Genomic DNA, 23,570 nt, shown 5'->3' with positions numbered 1-23,570 from the left:
CCCATCCCCTTTTTCAATCAAAAAATATGTGGTAAAAAAATGATTAACCCGATAATTAATGCAAATATAGAAACAAGCATCACGCTAAATGCAGCGATATCTTTGGCTTGTTTAGCGAGTTCGTGATACTCCATGGTTACTAAATCGACAACACACTCAATAGCCGTGTTTACAGCTTCTAATGTTAAAACTAGAAAGATAGCTAATAAAATAAACATCCATTCAATACTATTTAATTTTAAAATAAAACCTAATAAGATAGTTATTAATGCTATGACAATATGAAGTAAATAATTATGATCTTTTAGAAGAAGCGTTTTAAATCCATCAAACGTATATTTGAAACGTTTTAGTTTATTAATCTCGAGTCAGTCCATATGCGTTTAGTATAGTATCTTGACGACCGAACATCTCTTTCTCATCTTCTTCGTTCATATGATCATATCCTAATAAATGTAAGAAACCGTGAAGGGCTAAAAAACCTAATTCACGTTCAAATGAATGGGCATAAGCATTTGCCTGTTCCTCAGCTACATCTGTACAAATAATTATATCACCGAGCACTCTAGGGATATCTAAACCAATAATTTCAGGTTCATCTTCTTCAAGCGCAAAAGAAATCACGTCGGTTACTTTATCTTTGTCTCTATACATACGGTTAATCTTTTGAATCTCATTTTTATCCACAAAAGTTACCGAAAGTTCAGCGTCTTCTTCAATTCTTTCTTGTTCTTTAGCAAAGCTAAGTAAGTCATCAATCTGTTGATACCATTCATCTTTAACGAGTTCTGTATGGTCATTAAAATCAATTGTAAACATTTAGATGTCTCCTTCATAGCGATCAATAATTTTACTTACCAATGGGTGTCTAACAACGTCAGTTTGGTCTAATTGCATTATATTTATTCCTTTAACACCATGCAATTTTTTAACAGCTTCTTTTAAGCCACTTTTAACACCTTTAGGTAAATCTATTTGTGTTTGGTCTCCAGTAACTACCATTTTTGAACCAAATCCTAATCTAGTTAAGAACATTTTCATTTGAGCGTGCGTCGTATTTTGAGCTTCGTCAAGTATTACAAAAGCATCATCTAATGTTCGTCCACGCATATATGCCAAAGGAGCAATTTCAATCGTACCACGTTCAATAAAACGGGCAGTTTGTTCTCTTCCTAGAACCGTATTCAAACCATCATATAATGGTCTAAGATAAGGATCAACTTTTTCTTTTAAATCCCCCGGTAAAAATCCTAAAGACTCACCAGCTTCAACAGCTGGGCGTGTTAAAACAATTCGTTTGACATTGCCTTTGCGTAGTTGTTTAGCTGCATATACTACAGCTAAAAATGTTTTACCTGTTCCAGCTGGGCCAATTCCAAAAACTAAATCATTGTTTTTCATTGCATTGATGTATAAACGTTGCCCCATTGTTTTTGCACGAATCGTCTTACCAAATGCATCCTTTGTTATTTCTTCATCGTATAGGTCTAAAAGGTGTTGTATTGTATCATTTTCTGCCATTTTAATTGCAGCTTCAACATCTTTTAACGTAATTGAGTTTCCCAATTCAATTACTTTTAATAAGTTTTTTAGAACTAATTCTGCTTTTTCAACATGCGCCAATATTTGGCCTTTAACAGCAATTTCTTGTCCACGCGCATGTATCTCGACATTAAATGCTTCCTCAATTGCTTTTAAATGCTCGTCATTATTTCCAATTAAAGCTTGAGAATGATTTATGTCATCTATTTGAATTATTCCTGGCATACAAGAGCTCCTTTTCATAATTGCAATATTATTTTCATGTTATTATCTATACTTGAATCTCACTGCATATATGTTTGCGTGATAAATTCTCTCAATCTATTTTGAAACAAATTTGAAAATATAGTAATAATACCTTTCATATAAATTTTACTAAACTATAGTTAAGTATACAAATTTAAATGACTTAGTGTCGTAACTAATATGTACTTATAATATTATAATGATATTAACTTTTAATGTTAAATATTATCTTATAATATAAAAATTTGCATTTTGATAATGCTTATTCATGATCATTATTGAAGTTACTCAATTGATTACGTATCATCTATAAAAACAATTTGCATTGTATAAAAATAGGACCGAAAAAGTTGGATTTTTCGGTCCCATTTATAAGTATTTACAATTGTTTAGGTTTATTAAGCACCTCTTGCCACATCAAGCCATTAATAATTGGATCATTATCAAATTGGAAACGTTGATGCGTCATATCTTGTTCAATTGATTTACTATTGAGTAATTGCTTTAATCTAAAACGTTTTGTACGTTCTGAAAGATTTTTATCATTGATAATCTCACGAGCTTTATTTTCAATTCTTGAAAGTTGCTTTTCTTTTTCTCGATCAATCTCAGCACGAACTGTATATAAATCATCAACTAACTGATTTTCCAATTCTTGTATTAACTTTTTAGAATCTCTATCAGTTCCACGTGTTGATGTTGTTTCTCTCGGTTGACGTTCAACTTCACGTCGATTTTGTCTAAAGTTTCGTCCAATTTCTTCGGGTTGCTTTTCCTCAATGATTTCTTTCTCAAGATTTTTATCGCGATATACACGTTTTTGATGATCTCTATTAATTTGCTTTTTGTGTTTTGGAGAAGGTGCTTCACCTGTTAATTCTTTTTCTAAATTACTAAATGTCTCTTCAATTTGTTCGAAGAAACCTTTTTCTTTAGTAGGCTTTTGAGTTGTATTTTTACGTTGCGGTGGCCTTTGATTCTTACGCTGTTCATGACTCTTATCCCGCATTGCACTTACTCCAGTAACAATAACAGATATTATAAAAATAATAATACCTATATTCATTTAATCACCCCTTGTGTTTTACTTTGGTGATTCGTCGTCATTTTGCTCAGTACGTTTATTAATTGCGTTTCTCATGCCAGTATCAGCTTCAACATTTTTAAGATTGTAATAATCTTTAACTCCCATATTACCCTCACGTAAAGCTTCAGCCATAGCTAGTGGTACTTCAGATTCAGCTTCAACAACTTTGGCACGCATTTCTTGTACGCGTGCTTTCATTTCTTGTTCAGAAGCCACAGCCATTGCACGACGTTCTTCAGCTTTAGCTTGGGCAATATTTTTATCAGCAAGTGCCTGTTCAGTTTGTAAATCAGCACCGATATTTTTACCGATATCTACATCAGCAATGTCAATAGAAAGAATTTCGAAAGCAGTACCTGAATCTAATCCTTTGCTTAACACTGTTTTAGAAATATTATCTGGATTTTCAAGAACTTGTGTATGATGTTCACTTGAACCGATAGTAGAAACAATACCTTCACCTACACGTGCAATAATTGTTTCTTCTCCAGCACCACCTACTAGTCGAGAGATATTGGCACGTACTGTAATTCTAGCTTTAGCTTTTACTTCAATACCATTCATTGCGACACCAGTAATAAATGGTGTTTCAATTACTTTAGGATTTACTGACATTTGAACTGCTTCTAGTACGTCACGTCCAGCTAAGTCAATTGCTGCCCCACGTTCGAAAGGTAGATTAATGTCTGCACGTTGAGCTGCAATGTTTGCATCAACTACTCTATCAACATTACCACCTGCTAAATAATGTGATTCTAATTGATTGGTAGTTAAATTTAATCCAGCTTTATGTGCTTTTATTAATGGGCCAATAACTTTACGGGGAGATACTCGACGTAATCTCATTCCCACTAATGTACCTATGCCAACTTTTACACCAGCTGCAATAGCAGATATCCATAATCCAACTGGAACAAACGAGAATAAGACTAATAAAGCTATGACAATAATTACAGCAATAACGATAATACCTAAACCTAACATTTAATCGCTCCTTTATGTATTTTCTGTTTCTCTAACAACAACTCTACTACCTTCAACTTCAAGAATTTTAACTTTTTTATTTCTAAGAATAAATGCACCGTCTGAAACTGCGTCAATTCTTTCATCGTTTAAAGTTATAATTCCTGCGGGTCTTAAATCTGTAATAGTAGTTGCTATTTGTCCTACTAAATGAGAACGATCATCGTGAGATCTATAGCCTGCTTCAGTATTTGTTGAATCTTTTAACACAACTTTATCTAATAAAGGAATCTTCTTTTTAAATATTTTTACCAATATTACCCATTCGATAATTGTTAAAATCGATGCGCATACTACATTAAGTAGCATTAATAGTATATTATCTCCAAGCATTATTATACTCAATATGATTAAAGTTATTCCAATAAATCCTAATATGCCACCAATGACAAACAATTCAATGATGACTAAAATCGCACCAACAAAAAATAATAAAACTGATATTATATTAACATCGCCACTAATTAAGAATCCTAAAAATAAAACTAAAAGTGATAATACCGCAATAATACCTGCAAAGTTAACTCTTCTTGAATATAGTTGGTATAAAAAGCCAACAAATATGATGCAAGTCAAGATTAACGATAATAATGGGCTAGTTATGATATTTGAGAAGTTAGACATCCAATTAGTTGATAAAATTGAATTAAAAAGCATATGTATTGCATTGAAATAGTTCACAATTTCACCTCGCTCTCAATTCAGATTATACATGAATACAGTACGTTATAATAGTGTTTGACGAACTTATTTAAATCAAAATAAAAAACTCTCGATTAGCTTAGCTAATCGAGAGCATATATATAATTAATATTCTTGTTGAGGGAGTCAACAGAGCTATTAATTATTTGAATTTACGTTTACGTGCAGCTTCTGATTTCTTTTTACGTTTTACGCTTGGTTTTTCGTAAAATTCACGTTTACGTACTTCTTGGATAGTACCACTTTTAGACACTGAGCGTTTAAATCTACGTAAAGCATCTTCAAGTGATTCGTTTTTACGTACTACTGTTTTAGACATCTGTATTTCCCTCCCTCCAAATATCAACGGAACTTTAAAGTCAATTATCACATAGTGCTTAGAACTATGCTTTACTTAGTATAATATATGAATTTATTGTGGTCAATTGCAAATTATTATAATTTTTAAAAATTATAATAGTACGCCTTCTTCTGATTTATTAGACGCATGATCCACAATTCTAATGACTTTACCAATATTAATTGGATAATCAGATTTAAGAATTTTAACTTTAACAATTTGTCCAATTAGTGATTCGTCTGCTTCAAATTCAACTTTCATATAATTATCGGCATATCCTACTAGAGTACCTTCTTGTTCACCTGATTCTTCAGGGATTACCTCTAATACTTCGTTTTCGAATTTAGAAGCATATTCTTTCGCCAATTGATCACTTAAGGCAATTAATTTATGGACACGTTCATTTTTAACATTTTCATCAATTTGGTCATCCATTCGAGCTGCTGGTGTACCAATTCTTGGTGAATATGGGAAGACATGTAACTCAGAAAACTTGTGTTTCACAATAAAGTCATAAGTTTCTTGGAATTCTTCTTCAGTTTCACCAGGGAAACCAACTATAACATCACTTGTAACCGCTAAGTCAGGTAAAGCATCATGTAGTTTGGTTAATCTTTCTGAAAAGTGTTCCATTGTATATTTACGTCTCATACGTTTCAATACCGTATCAGAACCGGATTGTAGAGGAACATGTAAATGTCTAACGACTTTATTTGATTGTTTTAATACACCAATCACTTCATCTGTCAATTGACTAGCTTCAATTGAAGAAATACGGATTCGTTCTAAACCTTCAATTTCTTCTAAATCACGCAATAATTGAGCTAGATTATAATTTTTTAAGTCTTGACCGTATCCACCAGTGTGAATCCCTGTTAAGACGATTTCTTTATACCCAGCATTTACTAATTGTGTTGCTTGTTCTACTACTTTTTCTGGGTCTCGTGAACGCATTAAGCCTCGAGCCCAAGGTATGATACAGAATGTGCAGAAATTATTACAACCTTCTTGAATTTTAAGAGATGCTCTTGTTCTATCAGTGAAATAAGGTACATCTAATTCTTCATAGGTACGATTCTTCATGATATTACCTACACCATTAATTGGTTGACGTTCTTCTCTAAATTGATCAATATACTCTAATAATTTATGTCTGTCTTGAGTACCGACAACAACATCAACCCCAGGAATTTCCATAATTTCAGCTGATGACGTTTGTGCATAACAACCAGTAACACATACAACTGCATCTGGATTCTGACGAATTGCACGTCTAATAATTTGTCTACTCTTTTTATCACCAGTATTAGTTACCGTACAAGTATTAATAACAAATACGTCTGCATTTGTTTCAAATTCTACTCTATCATAATTAGCATCTTTAAATAATTGCCAAATTGCCTCAGTTTCATAATGATTCACTTTACAACCTAATGTGTGAAACGCAACTGTTGACATATAATTCACCCCATTAATTCTTTTTCAAAACTTATAGCACTCAAAGCATAGAGTGGTGCAGTTTCTGCCCGTAAAATTCTAGGACCAAGGCCAACATTAACACTTACATCTTTAAATAAATCAATTTCATTCTCAGAAAATCCGCCCTCAGGTCCAAATATAATTAATATGCGATCGTTAGTTTTAAATTTTTGTAACGTTTTTTTAAAAAGACTAACTTCCCCACGTTTTGCCTCGTCTTCATATGCTAATAAAATATAATCATATTGATTAATAGTATCATATATTTCATTTAAATTCGACTTGAAACTAATTTTAGGAATGATTAAACGATAGCTTTGTTCTGCAGCTTCTTTAATAATCTTTTGCCAGCGCTCTATTTTTTTGCTTACTTTATTAGTTTGAAGTTTAACAATTGATCTATTCATTTCAACTGCAATAAAGTTATTTGCACCTAATTCTGTTGATTTTTGAATTAACCATTCATATTTATCAGCTTTAATTAATCCGCTACAAATTGTGATATCGTAAGGTAGTTCGGTATTGATCTGTAATTGATCTAACAATTTAATTTCGATTGCTTCATTTGTAATATCTGCAATTTCAGTTTTATAGGCTACTTTGTTGTTAAATGTAACTATAATTTTATTACCAATCGTATTACGCATTACATTAGTTATATGATGTATATCTTCTTTACTTGTTATAAAAAAACGCTGATTTTCATCAGCGTTTTGGTTAATAAAGTACCTTTGCAACTTATTCACTCACTTTCTGACCAACGATACAAACCCAACCGTTGTCATGATTAATTGATACAATATTAAAGCCTACACGCTTCATATGAGATAAAATTTCTTCATGCTTTTCCTCAATAATGCCTGAAGTGATAAAATATCCTTCCTCATTTAGTGTATTATATGCATCTTCAATCATTTCATCAATAATGTGAGCTAAAATATTTGCAATTACTATATCAAATTTTTCAGTTTCATCTTGTAATAAATTACCTGGTACAGCTTCAATTGCATCTTCGCAATTATTCTTTTTAAAATTATCTTTAGCAACTTTTACAGCCATCTCATCAATATCTAAGGCTTTAATTCTTTTAACTCCGAGTAAATGACTTGCAATACTTAAAATTCCAGAGCCAGTGCCGACGTCTATAACTGAGATTTCAGGTTGAATATATGTTTCGATGGCTTTTAAACACATACTTGTAGTTGGATGATCCCCAGTTCCAAAAGCCATGCCAGGATCAAGCTCGATACATAATTCAGAATCAGAATCTTTGGTATAATTTTCCCAACTTGGTACGATAGTAAATTTTTCTGAAGCTCTAAAAGGATGAAAATAATTTTTCCATTCATTTTCCCAATCAACTTCAGCAATACTATTTTCAGAAAATTGCACAATTTGTTTATCAATTAATTCAAGATTCAATATATCTTCTTTAATGCTATCAGCTAATGATTGTGTATATTTCAATTCATTAAAGTAAGCTTTCAATCTAACCCCTTGTTCTGGATAATCTTCTTTTTTAAGCTCATAGATTTCACCAAATTTATCTGCTGGTTGGTTTATTAAATCATCAGAATCTTCAATAACTACTCCGTTAGATCCATAGTTTTCTAAAATGTCTGTAACTAAAGGTTCTGCCTCATGGTTTACAACAACTGAAAGTTCTGTCCAGTTCATTTATTATTCTCCTTTAAAGAATTTACGCGCTCTATCTTTAAAATTAGATGGTTGCTCTTCTACAGATTCGCCACTAATTTCTGCAAATTCTCTCATTAGTTCTTTTTGCTTATCTGTTAATTTAGTAGGTGTTACAACTTTTATATTAACAAATAAATCACCATGACCATAACCGTGAACATTTTTTACACCTTTATCTTTTAAGCGAAACTGCTTACCTGTTTGTGTTCCTGATGGGATTGTTAACATAACATTGCCATTAAGGGTAGGTACTTTAATTTCATCACCTAGAGATGCTTGTGGGAAACTAATATCTAGTTTATAGAATAGATCGTCTCCATCTCGTTCGAACTTGTCAGAAGGTTTCACACGAAAGACAACATATAAATCACCGTGAGGGCCACCATTTTCACCTGGAGTACCTTCGCCAGCTAAACGTATTTGTTGATCATTGTCTACACCTTCTGGGACAGTAACTTCTAATTTAACTGTTTTGTTTTCTGTACCTTTACCATGACAAGTTGGACATGGTTCTTCAAATTCTTGTCCAGTACCATCACATTTAGGGCAAGTTTGTTGTGTTCTAACTCTACCTAAAATAGTGTTTTGTTCAACGGATACATGACCAGCGCCATTACAATAACTACAAGTTTTTTTACTTGTACCAGGTTTAGCACCATCACCATTACAAGTATGGCAGGTTACATCTTTACGTATTGAAATTTCTTTTTTAGTTCCAAATACAGCTTCTTCAAATTCAAGTGTCATTGTATATTGTAAATCATCACCCTTACGTGGCGCATTAGGATCTCTTTGTCGTGATCCCCCAAAGAATGAACTGAAAATATCTTCGAAGCCGCCGCCACTGAAGCCGCCAAAGTCTTGTCCACCAAATCCTTGACTACCGAATCCTCCTTGAGGACCATCATGACCAAATTGATCATAGTTGGCGCGTTTATTATCATCACTTAGTACCTCATAAGCTTCAGATATTTCTTTGAATTTCTCGTCAGCACCTTCTTCTTTGTTTATATCTGGATGATATTTTTTTGATAACTTACGGTAAGCTTTTTTGATTTCATCTTTAGAAGCACTTTTACTAACACCTAAGACTTCATAATAATCTCTTTTAGCCACAGTCATCTCTCCTTTTTTATATTTAGAATAATTTAATATAATGTTGTAATTATAAAATAAAAAGTCAAAGCCAATGTTCAATTGACTTTGACTTTTTGGCTGACATTTATAACAGTTAGCTCATCTAGCAAACTTTATAAACAATTAGCAATTATTTTTTATCTTCATCGTCTTTAACTTCTTTAAATTCAGCATCTTCAACATTACTATCATTACCTGATTGTTGTTGATTACCATCTTGAGCTTGTTGTTGAGCTTGTTGATATACTTTAGCTGATAAATCTTGAATTACTTTTTCAAGTTCTTCTTTTTTAGCTTTAATATCATCGATATCTTGACCTTCAAGCGCAGATTTTAAAGCATCTTTTTTACTTTCAGCATTAGATTTATCTTCTTCACTAATATTTTCGCCTAAATCAGAAATTGTTTTCTCAACTTGGAAAACTAAGCTATCTGCTTCGTTACGTAAATCAACTTCTTCTCGACGTTTTTTATCAGCTTCAGCATTTTCTTCAGCGTCTTTAACCATACGATCAATTTCTTCGTCAGATAATGCAGAGCTAGATTGAATAGTGATGTTTTGTTCTTTATTTGTACCTAAATCTTTAGCTGTTACGTTAACAATACCATTTTTATCGATATCGAAAGTCACTTCGATTTGAGGTACACCACGTGGAGCTGGTGGAATATCAGTTAATTGGAATCTGCCTAAAGTTTTGTTATCAGATGCCATTGGACGTTCACCTTGTAACACGTGAATATCTACTGCTGGTTGGTTATCGGCTGCAGTTGAATAAACTTGTGATTTTGATGTTGGGATAGTTGTGTTACGTTCGATTAACGTATTCATACGACCACCCATGATTTCGATACCTAATGATAGTGGTGTAACGTCTAATAAAACAACGTCTTTAACATCGCCAGTGATTACACCGCCTTGGATAGCTGCACCCATTGCTACTACTTCGTCAGGGTTAACACCTTTGTGAGGTTCTTTACCAATTTCTTTTTTAACTGCTTCTTGTACTGCTGGAATACGAGTTGAACCACCAACTAAAATAACTTCATCGATTTCAGAAGTTGATAGGCCTGCATCTTTAAGTGCTTGACGTGTAGGTTCCATAGTTCGTTTAATTAATGAATCAGCTAATTCTTCAAATTTAGAACGTGTTAAACTAATTTCTAAGTGTAATGGACCATTTTCTCCAGCAGAAATAAATGGTAATGAAATTTGAGTTTGAGATACACCTGATAAGTCTTTTTTAGCTTTTTCAGCTGCGTCTTTAAGACGTTGTAACGCCATTTTATCTTGTGATAAGTCTACGCCATTTTCTTTTTTGAATTCAGATACTAAGTAATCAATGATAACTTGGTCAAAATCGTCACCACCAAGTTTGTTATCGCCTGCTGTAGATAGTACTTCGAATACACCGTCACCTAATTCTAGGATAGATACGTCAAAAGTACCGCCACCTAAGTCAAATACTAATACTTTTTGATCTTGTTCTGTTTTATCTAAACCATAAGCTAAAGCTGCTGCTGTTGGTTCGTTGATAATACGTTCAACTTCTAAACCAGCAATTTTACCAGCGTCTTTAGTTGCTTGACGTTCAGCATCATTGAAATAAGCAGGAACTGTGATTACAGCTTTATCCACTTTATCTCCAAGATAACTTTCTGCAGTATTTTTTAAATTTTGTAAAACCATTGCAGAAATTTCTTGAGGTGTATATGATTTACCTTCAATATCCACTTTATAATCAGTACCCATATGACGTTTAATTGATTGAACAGTATTTGGGTTTGTGATTGCTTGACGTTTAGCAACTTCACCTACTTGTGTTTCTCCATTTTTAAATGCTACTACTGATGGTGTAGTTCTAGCACCTTCAGGATTTTGAATTACTTTAGGTTCGTCGCCTTCTAATATAGCCACACATGAATTTGTTGTACCTAAGTCTATTCCGATTACTTTACTCATAATATAATTCCTCCAATTAGTTATTAATTATAATGGTATTTTCATCAATTTATTGATTTACTTTAACCATAGATGGTCTTAAAACTCTTTCCTTTAATTTATAACCTTTTTGTAGTTCTTGTGTAATTTCGCCAGATTTGAAATCTGGATTGTCATCTTGAACTACTGCTTGGTGGAAATTAGGATCAAATTCTTGTCCTTCTGATTGAATTTCTTCAAGACCATTTTCTTTTAAAGCTCTTAAAAGGCTTTCATGAACCATTTGAACACCTTTTTGCAATGATTTAAATGATTCCTCATCGCCTTCAATTTGTAAAGCACGTTCAATATTATCAATAGTTGGTAGAATATCTGTTAAAACGCGCTGAGCTTGATATTTTTTATTTGTTTCATTTTCATTTTGAATTCTGCGCTTATAGTTTTCAAATTCAGCATATAATCTTAAATATTTTTCTTCATTTTCATTAGCTTTTAATTGTAATTGCTGAATTTCTTCATCTTTAGGATCAACTGTTTTTTCCTCAGGGTTTTCTTCACTCTCATTATTCTCAAGTGAATCATTATTTTCTGAAGTTGTGTTATCAGTCTTCTCTACTGTTGAAGTTTCTTCTGTATGAACTTCGTTTTCTTCAGTTTGTTCAGCATTACTTTTTACTGATTCATCTTTTTCTGTCATTCTATACCCTCCAATACAATTACAATTGAACTTACCAAATCTGGTTAAGTAATTGAATCACATTTTGATAATGCATCGCAGTTGGTCCAATAACCGCAATTTGCCCTTTTAGAGAATCATCAAAGTGATATTGACTAGTAACTATTGAAATATCACTTAAAGACTCATCAATTTCCTTTCCAATTCTAACATTTATATCTGATGTAGTAATGGTTTCAAGTAAGTCAGTAATTTTTTCAGATTCAATGTATTGTAGAATTGGTTGAATTGATGAAACATTTGATTCATTTAACGCATCAATTAGTTTAACCTTTCCACCCATGAAAATGCTATTACTTTGTTTGCGAATATGAGATTTAATAAATTTAAAAATATCCACTATAAATTTTTCCTCATCTGTTGAGGTAGCAAACATTTTAATTTTATCAATATGATTCAAAGTCATATTGATATTATTCTCATTGATAAAGTTAGATATTGCATTTAATCTATAAGTGTCTATAGATATTGATGGATTAAAATGCAAATGCTCAACATAACCTGAATTATATATAATAACTAAAACTATAATTGAGTCATTTACGCGAATTAAATGGACATTGTTTATGTTATCTTTATTTGGGTCTGGACGCACAACTAACGTCGCATAATGAGATTTCATTGATAATTCATTTGCAAAATAACTTAATGCTGAAGATATATCATAGTGATTCTCAATCAATAGTTGATTTAAACGTTGAATTTTTATTTGATTTTGATGAGATGTTTGTTTTAACAATTGATTGACGTATAATCTAAAACCTTCTTCCGAAGGAGAACGTCCCGATGAAGAATGTGTTTTCTCTAAAAAATTTAATTCTTCAAGTTGTTTCATTTCATTTCTAATGGTTGCGGGACTTACATCTAAACGATGTCTATCAATCAAGGTTTTAGAACCAATAGGTTGTCCTAAATCAACATAATCTTCAACAATTGCATTTAAAATGCTTAATTGCCTTTCTGTAATCATGTTCTCACCTCATTAGCACTCGTTTATCTCAAGTGCTAATTATAATTTATCAAATTGGTCAAAGTAAGTCAACGTTAAAGCATTATAATTTTAAAATTTCTAGTTATTTAATAAGAAAGCTTCAAATACTTCATTTCCAATCACTTTGCCTCTCTCAGTAAGATAGATATAACCTTCATGTTCTTGTAGTAGCTTTTTCTCTTTCAGTTCATTTATCGTTTGACCAAATACATTTTCTAAAGGCTGATCAAATTTTAAAGCGAACCTTTCTCTACTAACGCCTTCATTCATTCTCAACCCTAAAAACATTTCCTCTTCCATTCTTTCTTCGTAAGTTGGAAAATTACTACTTAAAATTGGTCTTTGGTCTTTATTAATTGCGTTAATGTAATGTTGAACGGGGTTTAGATTAGTATACCGTTCTCCCTGTACATATCCACTTGCACCAGCTCCAAAACCATAATACTCTTCATTTAACCAATATACTTTATTATGTTCAGATTGATGTTTGGCTTTAGCAAAATTAGAAATTTCATATTGTTCAAACGGTGTATTACTTAGTTTTTGCATTAAATATTGATACATTTCAGCTCCTAAATCTTCATTGGGGAGTTTGAGCTGTCCTTTTCGATACAAGTTATAGAATTGTGTTTTAGGTTCTAAAATTAAACCATAACTTGAAATATGGTCAATATTCATTTGCAGCGCTAGATCTAAGCTCTCTGAAAAGTCTTCTAAAGTTTGATTAGGCAAATGATACATTAAATCAAGACTTATAGATTCGATGCCTGCTTTCCTAGCGTTATCCACTGCATGGTAAATATCATTAGTATTATGCGTTCTCCCTAAAATGTTTAATAACTCGGGCTTGAAGGTTTGTACTCCCATTGAAATTCTATTAACCCCATAATCTTTTAACAATTTTACTTTTTCAAAGGTTAATTCATCTGGATTCGCTTCAAAACTAAATTCACCATTAATAGTGAATGTTGAAGTTATTGCTTTTAATAATCGCTCTAATTGATTCTCACTTAGCGCTGTAGGTGTACCACCACCTACATACATTGTTTCTAAATTTCGAAACTTGCTAGTATTCATTTCCTTTATAAGTGCTGTTAAATATTGATCTACCGGTTGTTTATCAATAAAATATTTATTAAAGTCACAGTATGTACATATCCGCACACAAAACGGTATGTGTATATAGGCACTTTTAACCGTCATCATTACACCTTCATTTTAAATAGATTCATACAAAAAAGAGGCTATGAGACATATTCAAAATTTAACAGTAATAATTAGTAATGCTTTATTACTTTGTCTGTTAAAATCATCATAAGATTAAAAAATAATATTATCATATGATGAATGTATATATCTCGACCTCTTTTTAAATAACTTATTCGTCGTCCATTTTTAGAACTGCTAAGAAAGCATCTTGTGGTATTTCAACATTACCTACAGCTTTCATTTTAGCTTTACCTGCTTTTTGTTTTTCTAGTAATTTTCGTTTACGGCTAATATCACCGCCGTAGCATTTAGATAATACATTTTTACCCATTGATTTGATATTAGTTCTAGCCACAATTTTTTGTCCGATAGCTGCTTGAACAGGTACTTCGAATTGTTGTCTAGGAATTAGTGTTTTAAGTTTCTCAACTAAAGATTTACCTCTCTCATATGCGAAATCTCTATGAACAATAAAACTTAATGCATCTACTTTATCTCCATTTAATAGGATATCCATTTTCACTAAATTACTTTCTTTATTTTGAATAAATTCATAATCAAATGAAGCGTATCCTTTTGTGTTAGATTTTAATTGATCAAAGAAATCAAACACTACTTCTGAAAGAGGAATTTCATACACGATATTCACTCTAATATCATCTAAATAATCCATATTTATAAATTGACCACGTTTACGTTGACATAATTCCATAACGGCACCTACGTAATCATTTGGAACCATCATTGTTGCTTTTACATATGGCTCATAAATAGCTTCTATTTTATCTCTTTCAGGCATTTGAGCTGGATTATCAACTGTTACTTCAGAGCCATCTTTCATAATACATTGATAAATAACAGACGGTGCTGTAGCTATTAATTCAATGCCAAATTCTCTTTCTATACGCTCTTGTATAATTTCCATATGAAGCATACCTAAGAAACCTGTTCTGAAACCAAATCCAAGTGCTTGTGAAGATTCAGGTTCAAACTCTAAAGAAGCATCATTTAATTGTAATTTTTCTAGAGCCTCTCTCAAATCGTTATAATCTTTATTTTCTATTGGGAATAAACCACAATAAACCATTGGATTCATTTTTTTGTACCCTTTTAGCGGTGTTTCAGCAGGTCGTTCAGAATGGGTGATTGTATCACCAACACGAGAGTCATCAACATTTTTGATGCTAGCAATTATATAGCCTACATCACCCACTGTTAACTCCTCAACCGGTAGTTGTTTGGGTGTATTAATGCCCACTTCACTCACTTCAAATTCTTTGCCAGTTGCCATCATTTTAATTCGATCTCCAGCTTTCACTACACCTTCCATTACTCGAATAGAAGATATAACACCTCTGTAAGGATCGTATTCTGAGTCGAAAATTAATGCTTTAAGCGGCGCACTTGGGTCTCCCTCAGGTGGTGGAACAACTTCAACAATCTTTTCTAAAATTTCTTCAATGCCGATATTAGATTTAGCACTGGCCAAAACGACATCATCTTTATCTAAGCCAATAACATCTTCTAATTCTTGCTTCACTCTTTCCGGTTCAGCTGCAGGTAAATCTATTTTATTAACTACAGGTAATAATTCTAATTCATTGTCGAGAGCTAAATATACATTAGCTAATGTTTGTGCTTCAATACCTTGAGCGGCATCCACTACTAATATAGCACCCTCACATGCAGCTAACGATCTTGAAACTTCATATGAGAAATCAACATGACCAGGAGTATCAATTAAATGAAAAGTATATGTTTGACCATCTTTTGCTTCGTATTTTAAACGAACAGCATTTAGTTTAATTGTAATACCTCTTTCTCTTTCAAGGTCCATAGAATCTAATAACTGATCCTGCATTTCTCTAGTTTCAACAGATTTCGTATTTTCTAAAATTCTATCAGCTAAAGTTGATTTACCATGATCAATATGAGCAATAATAGAAAAATTTCTTATATTTTCTCTTCTGTTATAGCGTTCTTGCATATCCATAACTTATCATTCTCGCTTTCATAAATTTAGCCCGTATATGTATACATCTTTGATATAATATCGTTTTTAATATTTAATTGCAATCATTATATAGATAGTAAAATATTATTTTCGTATTTAAAGGTTATCATTTTTAAACGAACTTTGTAATCTTGTATGGTTTAATTATAAAGTGTTGTCTTTTGCTTTCCAATAGCTAATAGTTATTTATTATATTAATCATTAACTATCTCTAATTAATGATTGCACAAACATGTTTGTTTTGATAAAATATTTCTTGTTGTAATCAAAATAAAATTTGATATGCTAAAGATCACTTTTAGGAGGTGACAATAATGCCAAATATTAAATCTGCTATTAAACGTGTTAAAACAACTGAAAATGCTGAATCTCGTAATATTTCACAAAAGAACGCTATGCGTACTGCAGTGAAAAATGCTAAATCAGCAATCGCAAATAATGCTGATAACAAAGCTGAATTAGTAAACTTCGCTATCAAATCAGTTGATAAAGCGTCTCAAAGTAACTTAATTCATTCAAATAAAGCTAATCGCATTAAATCACAATTAATGTCATCAAGTAAATAATTAATTCAAAGGCTGAGACATCTCTTTAGTTGTCTCAGCCTTTTTTTATTTCTGATTCTAATACAAACTATTAGTCTAAAGTGCTAAATATTAATTAATTATAAAGATAAAATAAACAATTCTAATATTAGTTGTTTATCCATATATGATGATTTTAATTTGTAATCTGTTTCTGCACAATTATCAATGATATTTAATAATTGATGTAATTGATAATGACGTACTTGGCCAAGTGCTAATTTAACTCTATATGGATGTACATTTATTGTTTTAGCGATTTGTTGCCCACTATATCCCTTTTGAGCTAATATTTTACATTGATAGTACAACCTGTAATTACTGGTAATTAAAGCAAGTAATTTGATTGGTTCTTCTTTCATAACTATTAAATCTTTTACTAACTGTATAGCTTTTTCTTTTTGTCCTTTTTGAATGTATTCAGTTAATAAAAAGACGTTCTGTTCTAAACTACGATTAATAATCAAACTTACATCATTCTTATTTATCGTCGTCCTATCACCTAAAAATAAAATAATCTTATCAATTTCTTGTACAATAACGTTAAAGTTAATTCCTGTAAGTTCAATAAAGAGGTTTAGCGCATCTTGTTTGATGTCTTTATAGTTTTCATGTAATTTATTTTGAATCCATGCTTTCATTTCTTGTTCTGACATTTGTTCTACTTTTGAAAGTTGACTAGTTTGCTTTAAGGTTTTAGTTAATTTTTTTCTTTCATCTAACTTACCATTATAAATTTCAAATATAATTAAATTATCACCATCATATTTCTGTAAAAATTCAATTACTTGTTCATTATTAGGAGTAATATCTTTAGTTACCTTTTCACCTGTAAAAATAAATGAATTCTTGACAATAATAGCTTTTTTCTCAGAAATAAATGGCAAGGTTAAAGCCTCTTCAATGATAGATGAAATATTTGTTTCATAAAGATTAAATTTTATGTAATTGAAATCATCTTTTTCTTCTTTAAGAAAATTATAAACAACCTCATTGCTTTTCTTTTCAACTAGTTCTGGCACTTCACCGTATATAGCCACTATATTATTTCCCATTTAACGAGCTCCCTTTCAAAATATCAAGCGTTTAAATATTATATCACGGTAATAGGAAGTATCACTAGTATGTAAGATTTAATGAAAAGATAATTCTAAATTTCTATCAAGATCAATTGAAATCTCACCCTTATCTTGAGTGTTTAAAATTTTACTATTTACATCTTGTAAATTTTTAATTGTATTTTGACTAGGAATATTGTGCTTATTACTTTTGCCACTTGAGATAATACTTATAGTTGGTCTTATTAAATCTATAAATGTTTTTGAGCTACTTTCTTTACTTCCATGGTGACCAACTTTTAATACATCAATTTTGGGCAACTCGTATTTTTTTATCAAAAGTGCTTCATTATTCTTTGTAGCGTCACCCATCAGAAGCAAATGATAGGTCTTATAGTTAATTAGTATGATGAGGCTTTGTTCATTTTTGTCTTCACTTGTAGGAATATAGCTATGTAAAAATCTTATTTTACTTGATTTTAAACTTAAATCATTGATTTCACTGGCATCGAATAATTCAATATTATATTTTTTACACATTATTTGAATATTAGTTAGTTCTTTTTCTGTGAAACTTGGCAAATTTATATAAATTGTCTTAATCTTTATTTGATTTACGATGTATGATAACTCTCCCATATGGTCAGCGTGAGGATGCGTTATTATGAGATAATCAATTGTTGAAATGCCTTTTCGTCTTAAAGTTGGTAAAATATGATATTTAGATATGCTATGATTATTATATTTTCCGTAAAGCGTTTTTTTGCCACCTGTATCAACCATGACAGTCTCTTTTTGTTTAGTTTGAAATACTAAACTATCACCTTGTCCAACATCTAAAAATGTAATTGTTGTTGATTGGGGACTCGTACCTACTAAAATTAGAATGATTAAAGTAATGATAATAATACAAGTTAAAATAACCTTTTTATGGGATATAAGAAAGTACAATAGAAAGAAAAGGAAAAAATATAAAAACAATTCAAGTGATGAATGAGGATAAATAAAAACTTGATAAAATTTGAAATGCAAAAAGAAATTAAGTAATTTATCGTGTAGTTCGAAAACTTCATTAACGATTGCATTCAATATATTAATATTATTGAAAAAATGATAAATCATGAAAGTCATTATTGCCAATGGAAAAAGTACGAAACCATAAAATGGTACATATATCATATTTGTAAATAATCCAAGCCATTGTAATTGATTAAAATGATAGATGCTTATTAAAGAAGAAGATAATTGTGCTACTAATGTTATTAATAATAGATTTTGAATTGAAGAGCGTTTATTTAAGAGGGGTAATATTAATATAATAAATAAAGAAATTAAGAAAGAAAATTGAAACCCGATGTCATAAATTAGATTTGATGAAAAGATAACCATTATAATAAATACTAAACCTAAAACATCAATAAGTGTCTTTTTTGTGTTTGTTAAAATTAAAATGATAATTGTAGATAATATTGCTCTTAAAGCACTTGGTGCTAATCCTGAATAAAATGCAAAGATAATTAGTGAAATTATAATTAGAATATTAATTAATATTTTAGGGATATTGAATCTTACTAACGATTGATAAATTAAAAAAGATATTGTTGCAATGTGTGATCCACTAACAGCTAAAAGATGATAAATGCCAATAGATTTTACATCATCTAAATAATCAGGATTTATATCGCTCATTTCACCAGTAATCAGAGCAATAATTCTTTCCGGGTGCTCTAAAGATGTTTGATGTAATTTATTATTAATATATTTCAAATGAAGGTCAATGAAAGAAATTCTATTATTATTTTTGCAAGTATTTGAAAATATGTTATTGATAGTCACGTAAATATTTTGGTTAATCATATTTGTTACTTTACCTTTTATCATACAAGACTTATTTTCAAGAGTACTTGATGAGATTGATTTAGCTATTAAATTAAAATGATAAGTCTCTCCTTTATAATTAAAGTCCCCTTTCAATTGCTGCCCAATTTGCTTTATCTGACCACTAAATTGCACTTGTCCATTAATTAAATTATGATTTTGAAAATAATTAACCCGAAAATCGTTCATTTTATCATTGTATTGAATTAATAAAATTCCAGCTATAAAAGTTAGGAGCAACATTGATATACTGAATAATTTAAAACGCTTTTGAACACAAACTAATATGATGATTGAGATGATAAAAATCGAAAAAATTCTTAAATGTACCCATAAAATACCGGACAGTAAAGATAATGCATAATAAATCATAAATTTAATTTCTCAAATACTGAGCAACTTTTTCTGCAGAGAATGATATTTTTTGATAATCAATACCAGCTTGAGTTAAAAGTTTAATAGCGTATTTATGGTTATGATAGTCTTGAGCATAATATATCTGTTTAATACCAGCTTGAATAATAGATTTAGTACAATTGAGACAAGGGAAATGTGTCACATATATTGTTGCACCCTCGGTAGATACACCCTGTTTAGCACACTGTAATAACGCATTCATTTCCGCATGAATTGTTCTTATACAATGCCCATCTTCCATTAAACACCCTTCATCAATACAATGTACCTCTCCAGCTACAGAGCCATTATAACCACCTGCTATGATTCTATTATCTTTGACAATCGTAGCACCGACTGAAAGTCTTTGGCACGTAGAACGTAAAGCTAATAAATGACTTTGTGCCATAAAATACTCATCCCATTTAAGTCTTTCCATGTAATTCAACTCCTGTTTCGTATTAACTATATGTATTATAAATTAAGATAATTTCATAGCCAATCATATTTTATTTAGACTATAAAATAATCTTTTATTTTATCAAAAGTTTTATTCCCTATCCCCTTAATATTTTTTAAATCTTCTACGCTCTGAAAATGACCATTAGTTTGTCTAAAGTTTATTATTTCTTTAACTTTAGTTGGACCCACACCTGGGACTTTAAGTAAATCATTTTCACTAGCAGTATTAAGATTTACCTTATCGCTATTATTAGTTAATATCTTTTTGTTAGTAGATGTATTATCTTGTTGGCCATGATTTGAAGCAACTATATTTAGATCATTTTTATCATTTATATTAGGAATAAATATCATTTTTTGGTCTGTTAATTTTTCAGATAAATTTATTGTAGATACATCGGCTTCTTTTAAAAGCTTTGCTTTTTCTAATACATCTTTAACTCTATCATCACTTTGCATTTTATAGACCTTAGGATGTTCAACTGCACCTTTTATATCTACATATATGACTTTATTATCTTCTTGATTTATCGAATTATTTGTATCATGACTGTGGTTACTTGATTTTTGCAAATTCCCATTTTTAGTACTATTATCAAACGATTTGTTAACTGTTGATTGTGAATTCATTATCGATTCGTCATTCTTTTGTGAGTAAAAATAAAAAAATGAAAGAGCGACTAGGATAATTGTAATTAATATAATTTGAAATTTCCATTTTAATATAAAATTCAATAGTTCAGTTTTATTTTCAAACAAAAAACTCATCTCCTTATATGTATAAACGTTTAAGGAAATGAGTTTACTTCATTTATTTATATGCGATAAAAAATAAGCGATCGCCCTTTTCATCATGATTATTAAAGTCAAAATCTACAAATGTTTTTATTTTAGTAAAACCTATTTGTTGTAATAATTTAAGATACGTATTCTTTTCGAAGGTTCTTTGATAGTGAGATTCATCAAATCGAATGTAGTAACCTTCTTCATTTTTAATAAAAAAACTCATATCATGATATACACTATTAGGTTCTTCGCCAGATATAGCTTCCCAGGCTAAAAATGTTGATTCATTTTCATCAATATAACATTGATTGTTAAATAGTGTATTCATTTTTGTAATAGTGTGAACATCAAATATAAAAATACCAGATTCATTTAAATGAGTTATAACATTATTAAATGTCATAACTACTTCCTCAATATCTGGTAAATAATTCAGGGAATCACAAAATATTGTTATAACATCAAATTTAGTATTTAATGAAAAATCGGTCATATCACCTTCTAACCAATTAACATGATTAGATTTATTCGCAGCAATGGCCAGCATATCAGTGCTTAAATCCATTCCTGTAACCGAACCAATAGAAGTAAGTCGAGTAGTTAAACTACCAGTACCACAACCTATATCTAAGATATTAGGCTTAGAATTAAATGATTGTGTTAAACTACTCACTATATCAAACCATTTATCATAAGGTTGATCCTGTGTTAACTGGTCATAAACTGAACTCATTTCTGCGTATTGTGTCATTTAATAAACAGCCTGACCATATGATTCTATTGGAGCATCTTGATATAGCTTCTCAATATTGTAATAATTTCGTTCATCTTTATGGAAAATATGTACAACTACATCGGCTAAATCAATTAAAACCCATCTAGCACTTTGATAACCTTCCATACGTTTAACATCAATATTTTGCTCATGAGCTGCTTCTTTAACTGCTCTAGCAATTGATTGAACTTGACGTTCATTATTACCATGACACACTACAAAGTAATCAGTCATATCACTAATACCTTGCATATTTAGAGAAACAATATCTTCTGCTTTTTTATTTTCTGTCGCACTGACAGCAATATTTAATAATTCTTCTGAATTCATTTAATCATCCTTTATTCTTTGATCACTATAATTATAATAGTTTAGACATGAAATCGTAGCACCGTAAACTGTAATATCTTTACTAATTAGGAAAAGAACTGTACGCTTAGATATTTCATAAATTGTTTTATCTAAGCTACCTTGATTGTATGCCATATCCCTAATTTCTTCAACTCCTGGGGTTTTTCTACCAGGTTCAATATAATCGGCTATGAAAACAAGTTTCTCTGTTTTAGTCATTTCTTTTCTGCCAGTTGTATGGTTTTTAATGGCTAAAAGCACTTCTTCATCTTTCACATTGAACTCAGATTCCATAATTGCAGCACAAACAGGTCCATGTAAAATTTCAGAACCATAGCTTAATAGCTCACTATCTAAATCATGCTGTCTGACAATTTGATACATAGTACTTAAATCATCATATTTGCAATAATCATGTAATATTCCAGCTAACTCTGCTTTATTTTTATCTCCATCATATATCTCAGCAAGTTTTACGGCAGTTTCTGCAACTCTTAAAGAATGCTTATAACGTTTTTCTGGCAATTTTTCTTTAATGAGTTCGACAGCTTTTTTAATCTTCATAAATAGAATCCTTCCTCTCTAATATAGTTTGAAATACTACGAGGGACTAAAATATTGATTGATTCATTATTTTTAATTCTTTGTCTAATCATTGATGAACTTATGTCCATACGAGGTATAGTAATTGAAATCATGTTGTCTTCAACTTCTTGCATATCAACATCTCTATTAACTATCACAAAAGTGATTAATTGTTTCACCTTTTTGATTTCGTACCATTTGTCGAGTTGATTATATTGATCTGTTCCTATTACAAAATAAAACTTAGCATCTGGTTCTTGGTTAACTAATTCTTTAATGGTTTCATAAGTGTAGCTTTGACCTTTTCTAATAAGTTCAGCATCACATATTTCTCCAAAATTTAATTCTTTAATTGCCATACTAATCATTTCAATTCTATACTCAGCATCTAAATAATCATCATGTTTTTTCAATGGTGCCATATAACTTGGTAAAAAATAAAATTTATCAGGTTTGATTGCGTGATAAACTTCATTAGCAACTAATAAATGAGCAGTATGAATCGGGTTGAATTGTCCACCATATAGAACAATTTTTTTAGTTTTCATATTG

Annotated in this window: 25 protein-coding genes; 1 reads left to right on the top strand and 24 read right to left on the bottom strand. The window is 30.7% G+C overall.

All coding sequences use genetic code 11. From position 1 onward, the window contains the following. Positions 1–17 precede the first annotated feature (17 nt). The 16 genes from HYI43_06260 to lepA all read right to left on the bottom strand — a co-directional run bounded on the left by HYI43_06260 (position 18) and on the right by lepA (position 16,122). Positions 18–362, bottom strand: coding sequence for a diacylglycerol kinase family protein (locus tag HYI43_06260; protein ID UDI79278.1), 345 nt, complete (start codon positions 360–362; stop codon positions 18–20). After that, the gene (gene ybeY, locus HYI43_06255) at positions 358–819 is read right to left on the bottom strand and encodes an rRNA maturation RNase YbeY (protein ID UDI78158.1); all 462 of its coding nucleotides are present in this window, start codon (positions 817–819) and stop codon (positions 358–360) included. The genes HYI43_06260 and ybeY overlap by 5 nt, the downstream gene beginning before the upstream one ends. After that, positions 820–1,767 carry a PhoH family protein gene (locus HYI43_06250; protein UDI78157.1) on the bottom strand — a complete coding sequence of 316 codons (948 nt, stop codon included), beginning with the start codon at positions 1,765–1,767 and terminating at the stop codon, positions 820–822. It abuts the gene before it with no gap. 400 nt (positions 1,768–2,167) lie between these two features. Beyond that, positions 2,168–2,854 carry a hypothetical protein gene (locus HYI43_06245; GenBank protein UDI78156.1) on the bottom strand — a complete coding sequence of 229 codons (687 nt, stop codon included), beginning with the start codon at positions 2,852–2,854 and terminating at the stop codon, positions 2,168–2,170. 18 nt (positions 2,855–2,872) lie between these two features. After that, a complete protein-coding gene (gene floA / locus HYI43_06240) occupies positions 2,873–3,859 on the bottom strand; it encodes a flotillin-like protein FloA (GenBank protein UDI78155.1) in 987 nt (328 codons plus the stop codon). 12 nt (positions 3,860–3,871) lie between these two features. After that, on the bottom strand, positions 3,872–4,555 hold the full coding sequence (locus tag HYI43_06235) for a serine protease (GenBank protein ID UDI78154.1): 684 nt from the start codon (positions 4,553–4,555) through the stop codon (positions 3,872–3,874). Positions 4,556–4,742: 187 nt separating this feature from the next. Continuing rightward, on the bottom strand, positions 4,743–4,919 hold the full coding sequence (locus tag HYI43_06230) for a 30S ribosomal protein S21 (protein UDI78153.1): 177 nt from the start codon (positions 4,917–4,919) through the stop codon (positions 4,743–4,745). A 132-nt stretch (positions 4,920–5,051) separates the two neighbouring features. Beyond that, positions 5,052–6,398: a tRNA (N(6)-L-threonylcarbamoyladenosine(37)-C(2))-methylthiotransferase MtaB gene (gene mtaB, locus HYI43_06225; protein ID UDI78152.1), complete on the bottom strand. Its 1,347-nt coding sequence runs from the start codon at positions 6,396–6,398 to the stop codon at positions 5,052–5,054. Positions 6,399–6,403: 5 nt separating this feature from the next. Then, complete coding sequence (locus HYI43_06220) at positions 6,404–7,156, bottom strand: 16S rRNA (uracil(1498)-N(3))-methyltransferase (GenBank protein ID UDI79277.1); 753 nt, start codon at positions 7,154–7,156, stop codon at positions 6,404–6,406. A 1-nt stretch (position 7,157) separates the two neighbouring features. Next, complete coding sequence (gene prmA, locus HYI43_06215) at positions 7,158–8,096, bottom strand: 50S ribosomal protein L11 methyltransferase (protein UDI78151.1); 939 nt, start codon at positions 8,094–8,096, stop codon at positions 7,158–7,160. A 3-nt stretch (positions 8,097–8,099) separates the two neighbouring features. Next, entirely contained in the window at positions 8,100–9,233 is a 1,134-nt protein-coding gene (dnaJ, locus tag HYI43_06210; protein UDI78150.1) for a molecular chaperone DnaJ, read from the bottom strand. A 151-nt stretch (positions 9,234–9,384) separates the two neighbouring features. After that, positions 9,385–11,214 carry a molecular chaperone DnaK gene (gene dnaK, locus HYI43_06205; protein ID UDI78149.1) on the bottom strand — a complete coding sequence of 610 codons (1,830 nt, stop codon included), beginning with the start codon at positions 11,212–11,214 and terminating at the stop codon, positions 9,385–9,387. Between the two features lie 49 nt (positions 11,215–11,263). Further along, a complete protein-coding gene (gene grpE / locus HYI43_06200; GenBank protein UDI78148.1) occupies positions 11,264–11,890 on the bottom strand; it encodes a nucleotide exchange factor GrpE in 627 nt (208 codons plus the stop codon). A 31-nt stretch (positions 11,891–11,921) separates the two neighbouring features. Further along, positions 11,922–12,899, bottom strand: a complete 978-nt coding sequence (hrcA, locus tag HYI43_06195) for a heat-inducible transcription repressor HrcA (GenBank protein UDI78147.1) — start codon at positions 12,897–12,899, stop codon at positions 11,922–11,924. Between the two features lie 99 nt (positions 12,900–12,998). Next, positions 12,999–14,123: an oxygen-independent coproporphyrinogen III oxidase gene (locus HYI43_06190; GenBank protein ID UDI79276.1), complete on the bottom strand. Its 1,125-nt coding sequence runs from the start codon at positions 14,121–14,123 to the stop codon at positions 12,999–13,001. A 175-nt stretch (positions 14,124–14,298) separates the two neighbouring features. Next, positions 14,299–16,122 carry an elongation factor 4 gene (gene lepA, locus HYI43_06185; protein ID UDI78146.1) on the bottom strand — a complete coding sequence of 608 codons (1,824 nt, stop codon included), beginning with the start codon at positions 16,120–16,122 and terminating at the stop codon, positions 14,299–14,301. A 335-nt stretch (positions 16,123–16,457) separates the two neighbouring features. Here lepA and HYI43_06180 point away from each other — a divergent pair, with 335 nt between their 5' ends. Then, positions 16,458–16,709 carry a 30S ribosomal protein S20 gene (locus HYI43_06180; GenBank protein ID UDI78145.1) on the top strand — a complete coding sequence of 84 codons (252 nt, stop codon included), beginning with the start codon at positions 16,458–16,460 and terminating at the stop codon, positions 16,707–16,709. Positions 16,710–16,807: 98 nt separating this feature from the next. Here the strand turns inward: HYI43_06180 and holA are convergent, their stop codons facing one another. From holA to HYI43_06140, 8 genes are all read right to left on the bottom strand, one after another. Continuing rightward, on the bottom strand, positions 16,808–17,782 hold the full coding sequence (holA, locus tag HYI43_06175) for a DNA polymerase III subunit delta (protein ID UDI78144.1): 975 nt from the start codon (positions 17,780–17,782) through the stop codon (positions 16,808–16,810). Between the two features lie 78 nt (positions 17,783–17,860). After that, positions 17,861–20,035 carry a DNA internalization-related competence protein ComEC/Rec2 gene (locus HYI43_06170; GenBank protein ID UDI78143.1) on the bottom strand — a complete coding sequence of 725 codons (2,175 nt, stop codon included), beginning with the start codon at positions 20,033–20,035 and terminating at the stop codon, positions 17,861–17,863. A 4-nt stretch (positions 20,036–20,039) separates the two neighbouring features. After that, positions 20,040–20,498: a ComE operon protein 2 gene (locus HYI43_06165; GenBank protein ID UDI78142.1), complete on the bottom strand. Its 459-nt coding sequence runs from the start codon at positions 20,496–20,498 to the stop codon at positions 20,040–20,042. Positions 20,499–20,572: 74 nt separating this feature from the next. Further along, positions 20,573–21,280, bottom strand: coding sequence for a helix-hairpin-helix domain-containing protein (locus HYI43_06160; GenBank protein UDI78141.1), 708 nt, complete (start codon positions 21,278–21,280; stop codon positions 20,573–20,575). Between the two features lie 52 nt (positions 21,281–21,332). After that, positions 21,333–22,058, bottom strand: a complete 726-nt coding sequence (locus HYI43_06155; protein UDI78140.1) for a class I SAM-dependent methyltransferase — start codon at positions 22,056–22,058, stop codon at positions 21,333–21,335. Then, positions 22,059–22,412 carry a ribosome silencing factor gene (gene rsfS / locus HYI43_06150; GenBank protein ID UDI78139.1) on the bottom strand — a complete coding sequence of 118 codons (354 nt, stop codon included), beginning with the start codon at positions 22,410–22,412 and terminating at the stop codon, positions 22,059–22,061. Beyond that, complete coding sequence (gene yqeK, locus HYI43_06145; GenBank protein UDI78138.1) at positions 22,413–22,997, bottom strand: bis(5'-nucleosyl)-tetraphosphatase (symmetrical) YqeK; 585 nt, start codon at positions 22,995–22,997, stop codon at positions 22,413–22,415. After that, positions 22,994–23,566, bottom strand: coding sequence for a nicotinate-nucleotide adenylyltransferase (locus tag HYI43_06140; GenBank protein UDI78137.1), 573 nt, complete (start codon positions 23,564–23,566; stop codon positions 22,994–22,996). The genes yqeK and HYI43_06140 overlap by 4 nt, the downstream gene beginning before the upstream one ends. Positions 23,567–23,570: the final 4 nt, after the last annotated feature.

Source organism: Staphylococcus taiwanensis (assembly GCA_020544305.1).
Taxonomy (GTDB): Bacteria; Bacillota; Bacilli; order Staphylococcales; family Staphylococcaceae; genus Staphylococcus; species Staphylococcus taiwanensis.
This window is presented reverse-complemented; position numbering and strand designations above follow the sequence as displayed.

What these genes read in the sequence shown, in the direction of transcription:
- holA (UDI78144.1), bottom strand. Translation starts at nt 17,782, where the DNA reads ATGGGAAATAATATAGTGGCTATATACGGTGAAGTGCCAGAACTAGTT.
- lepA (UDI78146.1), bottom strand. Translation starts at nt 16,122, where the DNA reads ATGGATATGCAAGAACGCTATAACAGAAGAGAAAATATAAGAAATTTT.
- floA (UDI78155.1), bottom strand. Translation starts at nt 3,859, where the DNA reads ATGTTAGGTTTAGGTATTATCGTTATTGCTGTAATTATTGTCATAGCT.
- mtaB (UDI78152.1), bottom strand. Translation starts at nt 6,398, where the DNA reads ATGTCAACAGTTGCGTTTCACACATTAGGTTGTAAAGTGAATCATTAT.
- HYI43_06190 (UDI79276.1), bottom strand. Translation starts at nt 14,123, where the DNA reads ATGACGGTTAAAAGTGCCTATATACACATACCGTTTTGTGTGCGGATA.
- dnaK (UDI78149.1), bottom strand. Translation starts at nt 11,214, where the DNA reads ATGAGTAAAGTAATCGGAATAGACTTAGGTACAACAAATTCATGTGTG.
- HYI43_06180 (UDI78145.1), top strand. Translation starts at nt 16,458, where the DNA reads ATGCCAAATATTAAATCTGCTATTAAACGTGTTAAAACAACTGAAAAT.
- HYI43_06170 (UDI78143.1), bottom strand. Translation starts at nt 20,035, where the DNA reads ATGATTTATTATGCATTATCTTTACTGTCCGGTATTTTATGGGTACAT.
- prmA (UDI78151.1), bottom strand. Translation starts at nt 8,096, where the DNA reads ATGAACTGGACAGAACTTTCAGTTGTTGTAAACCATGAGGCAGAACCT.
- HYI43_06155 (UDI78140.1), bottom strand. Translation starts at nt 22,058, where the DNA reads ATGACACAATACGCAGAAATGAGTTCAGTTTATGACCAGTTAACACAG.
- HYI43_06235 (UDI78154.1), bottom strand. Translation starts at nt 4,555, where the DNA reads ATGCTTTTTAATTCAATTTTATCAACTAATTGGATGTCTAACTTCTCA.
- HYI43_06140 (UDI78137.1), bottom strand. Translation starts at nt 23,566, where the DNA reads ATGAAAACTAAAAAAATTGTTCTATATGGTGGACAATTCAACCCGATT.
- HYI43_06230 (UDI78153.1), bottom strand. Translation starts at nt 4,919, where the DNA reads ATGTCTAAAACAGTAGTACGTAAAAACGAATCACTTGAAGATGCTTTA.
- grpE (UDI78148.1), bottom strand. Translation starts at nt 11,890, where the DNA reads ATGACAGAAAAAGATGAATCAGTAAAAAGTAATGCTGAACAAACTGAA.
- yqeK (UDI78138.1), bottom strand. Translation starts at nt 22,997, where the DNA reads ATGAAGATTAAAAAAGCTGTCGAACTCATTAAAGAAAAATTGCCAGAA.
- HYI43_06245 (UDI78156.1), bottom strand. Translation starts at nt 2,854, where the DNA reads ATGAATATAGGTATTATTATTTTTATAATATCTGTTATTGTTACTGGA.
- HYI43_06250 (UDI78157.1), bottom strand. Translation starts at nt 1,767, where the DNA reads ATGCCAGGAATAATTCAAATAGATGACATAAATCATTCTCAAGCTTTA.
- hrcA (UDI78147.1), bottom strand. Translation starts at nt 12,899, where the DNA reads ATGATTACAGAAAGGCAATTAAGCATTTTAAATGCAATTGTTGAAGAT.
- rsfS (UDI78139.1), bottom strand. Translation starts at nt 22,412, where the DNA reads ATGAATTCAGAAGAATTATTAAATATTGCTGTCAGTGCGACAGAAAAT.
- ybeY (UDI78158.1), bottom strand. Translation starts at nt 819, where the DNA reads ATGTTTACAATTGATTTTAATGACCATACAGAACTCGTTAAAGATGAA.
- HYI43_06165 (UDI78142.1), bottom strand. Translation starts at nt 20,498, where the DNA reads ATGGAAAGACTTAAATGGGATGAGTATTTTATGGCACAAAGTCATTTA.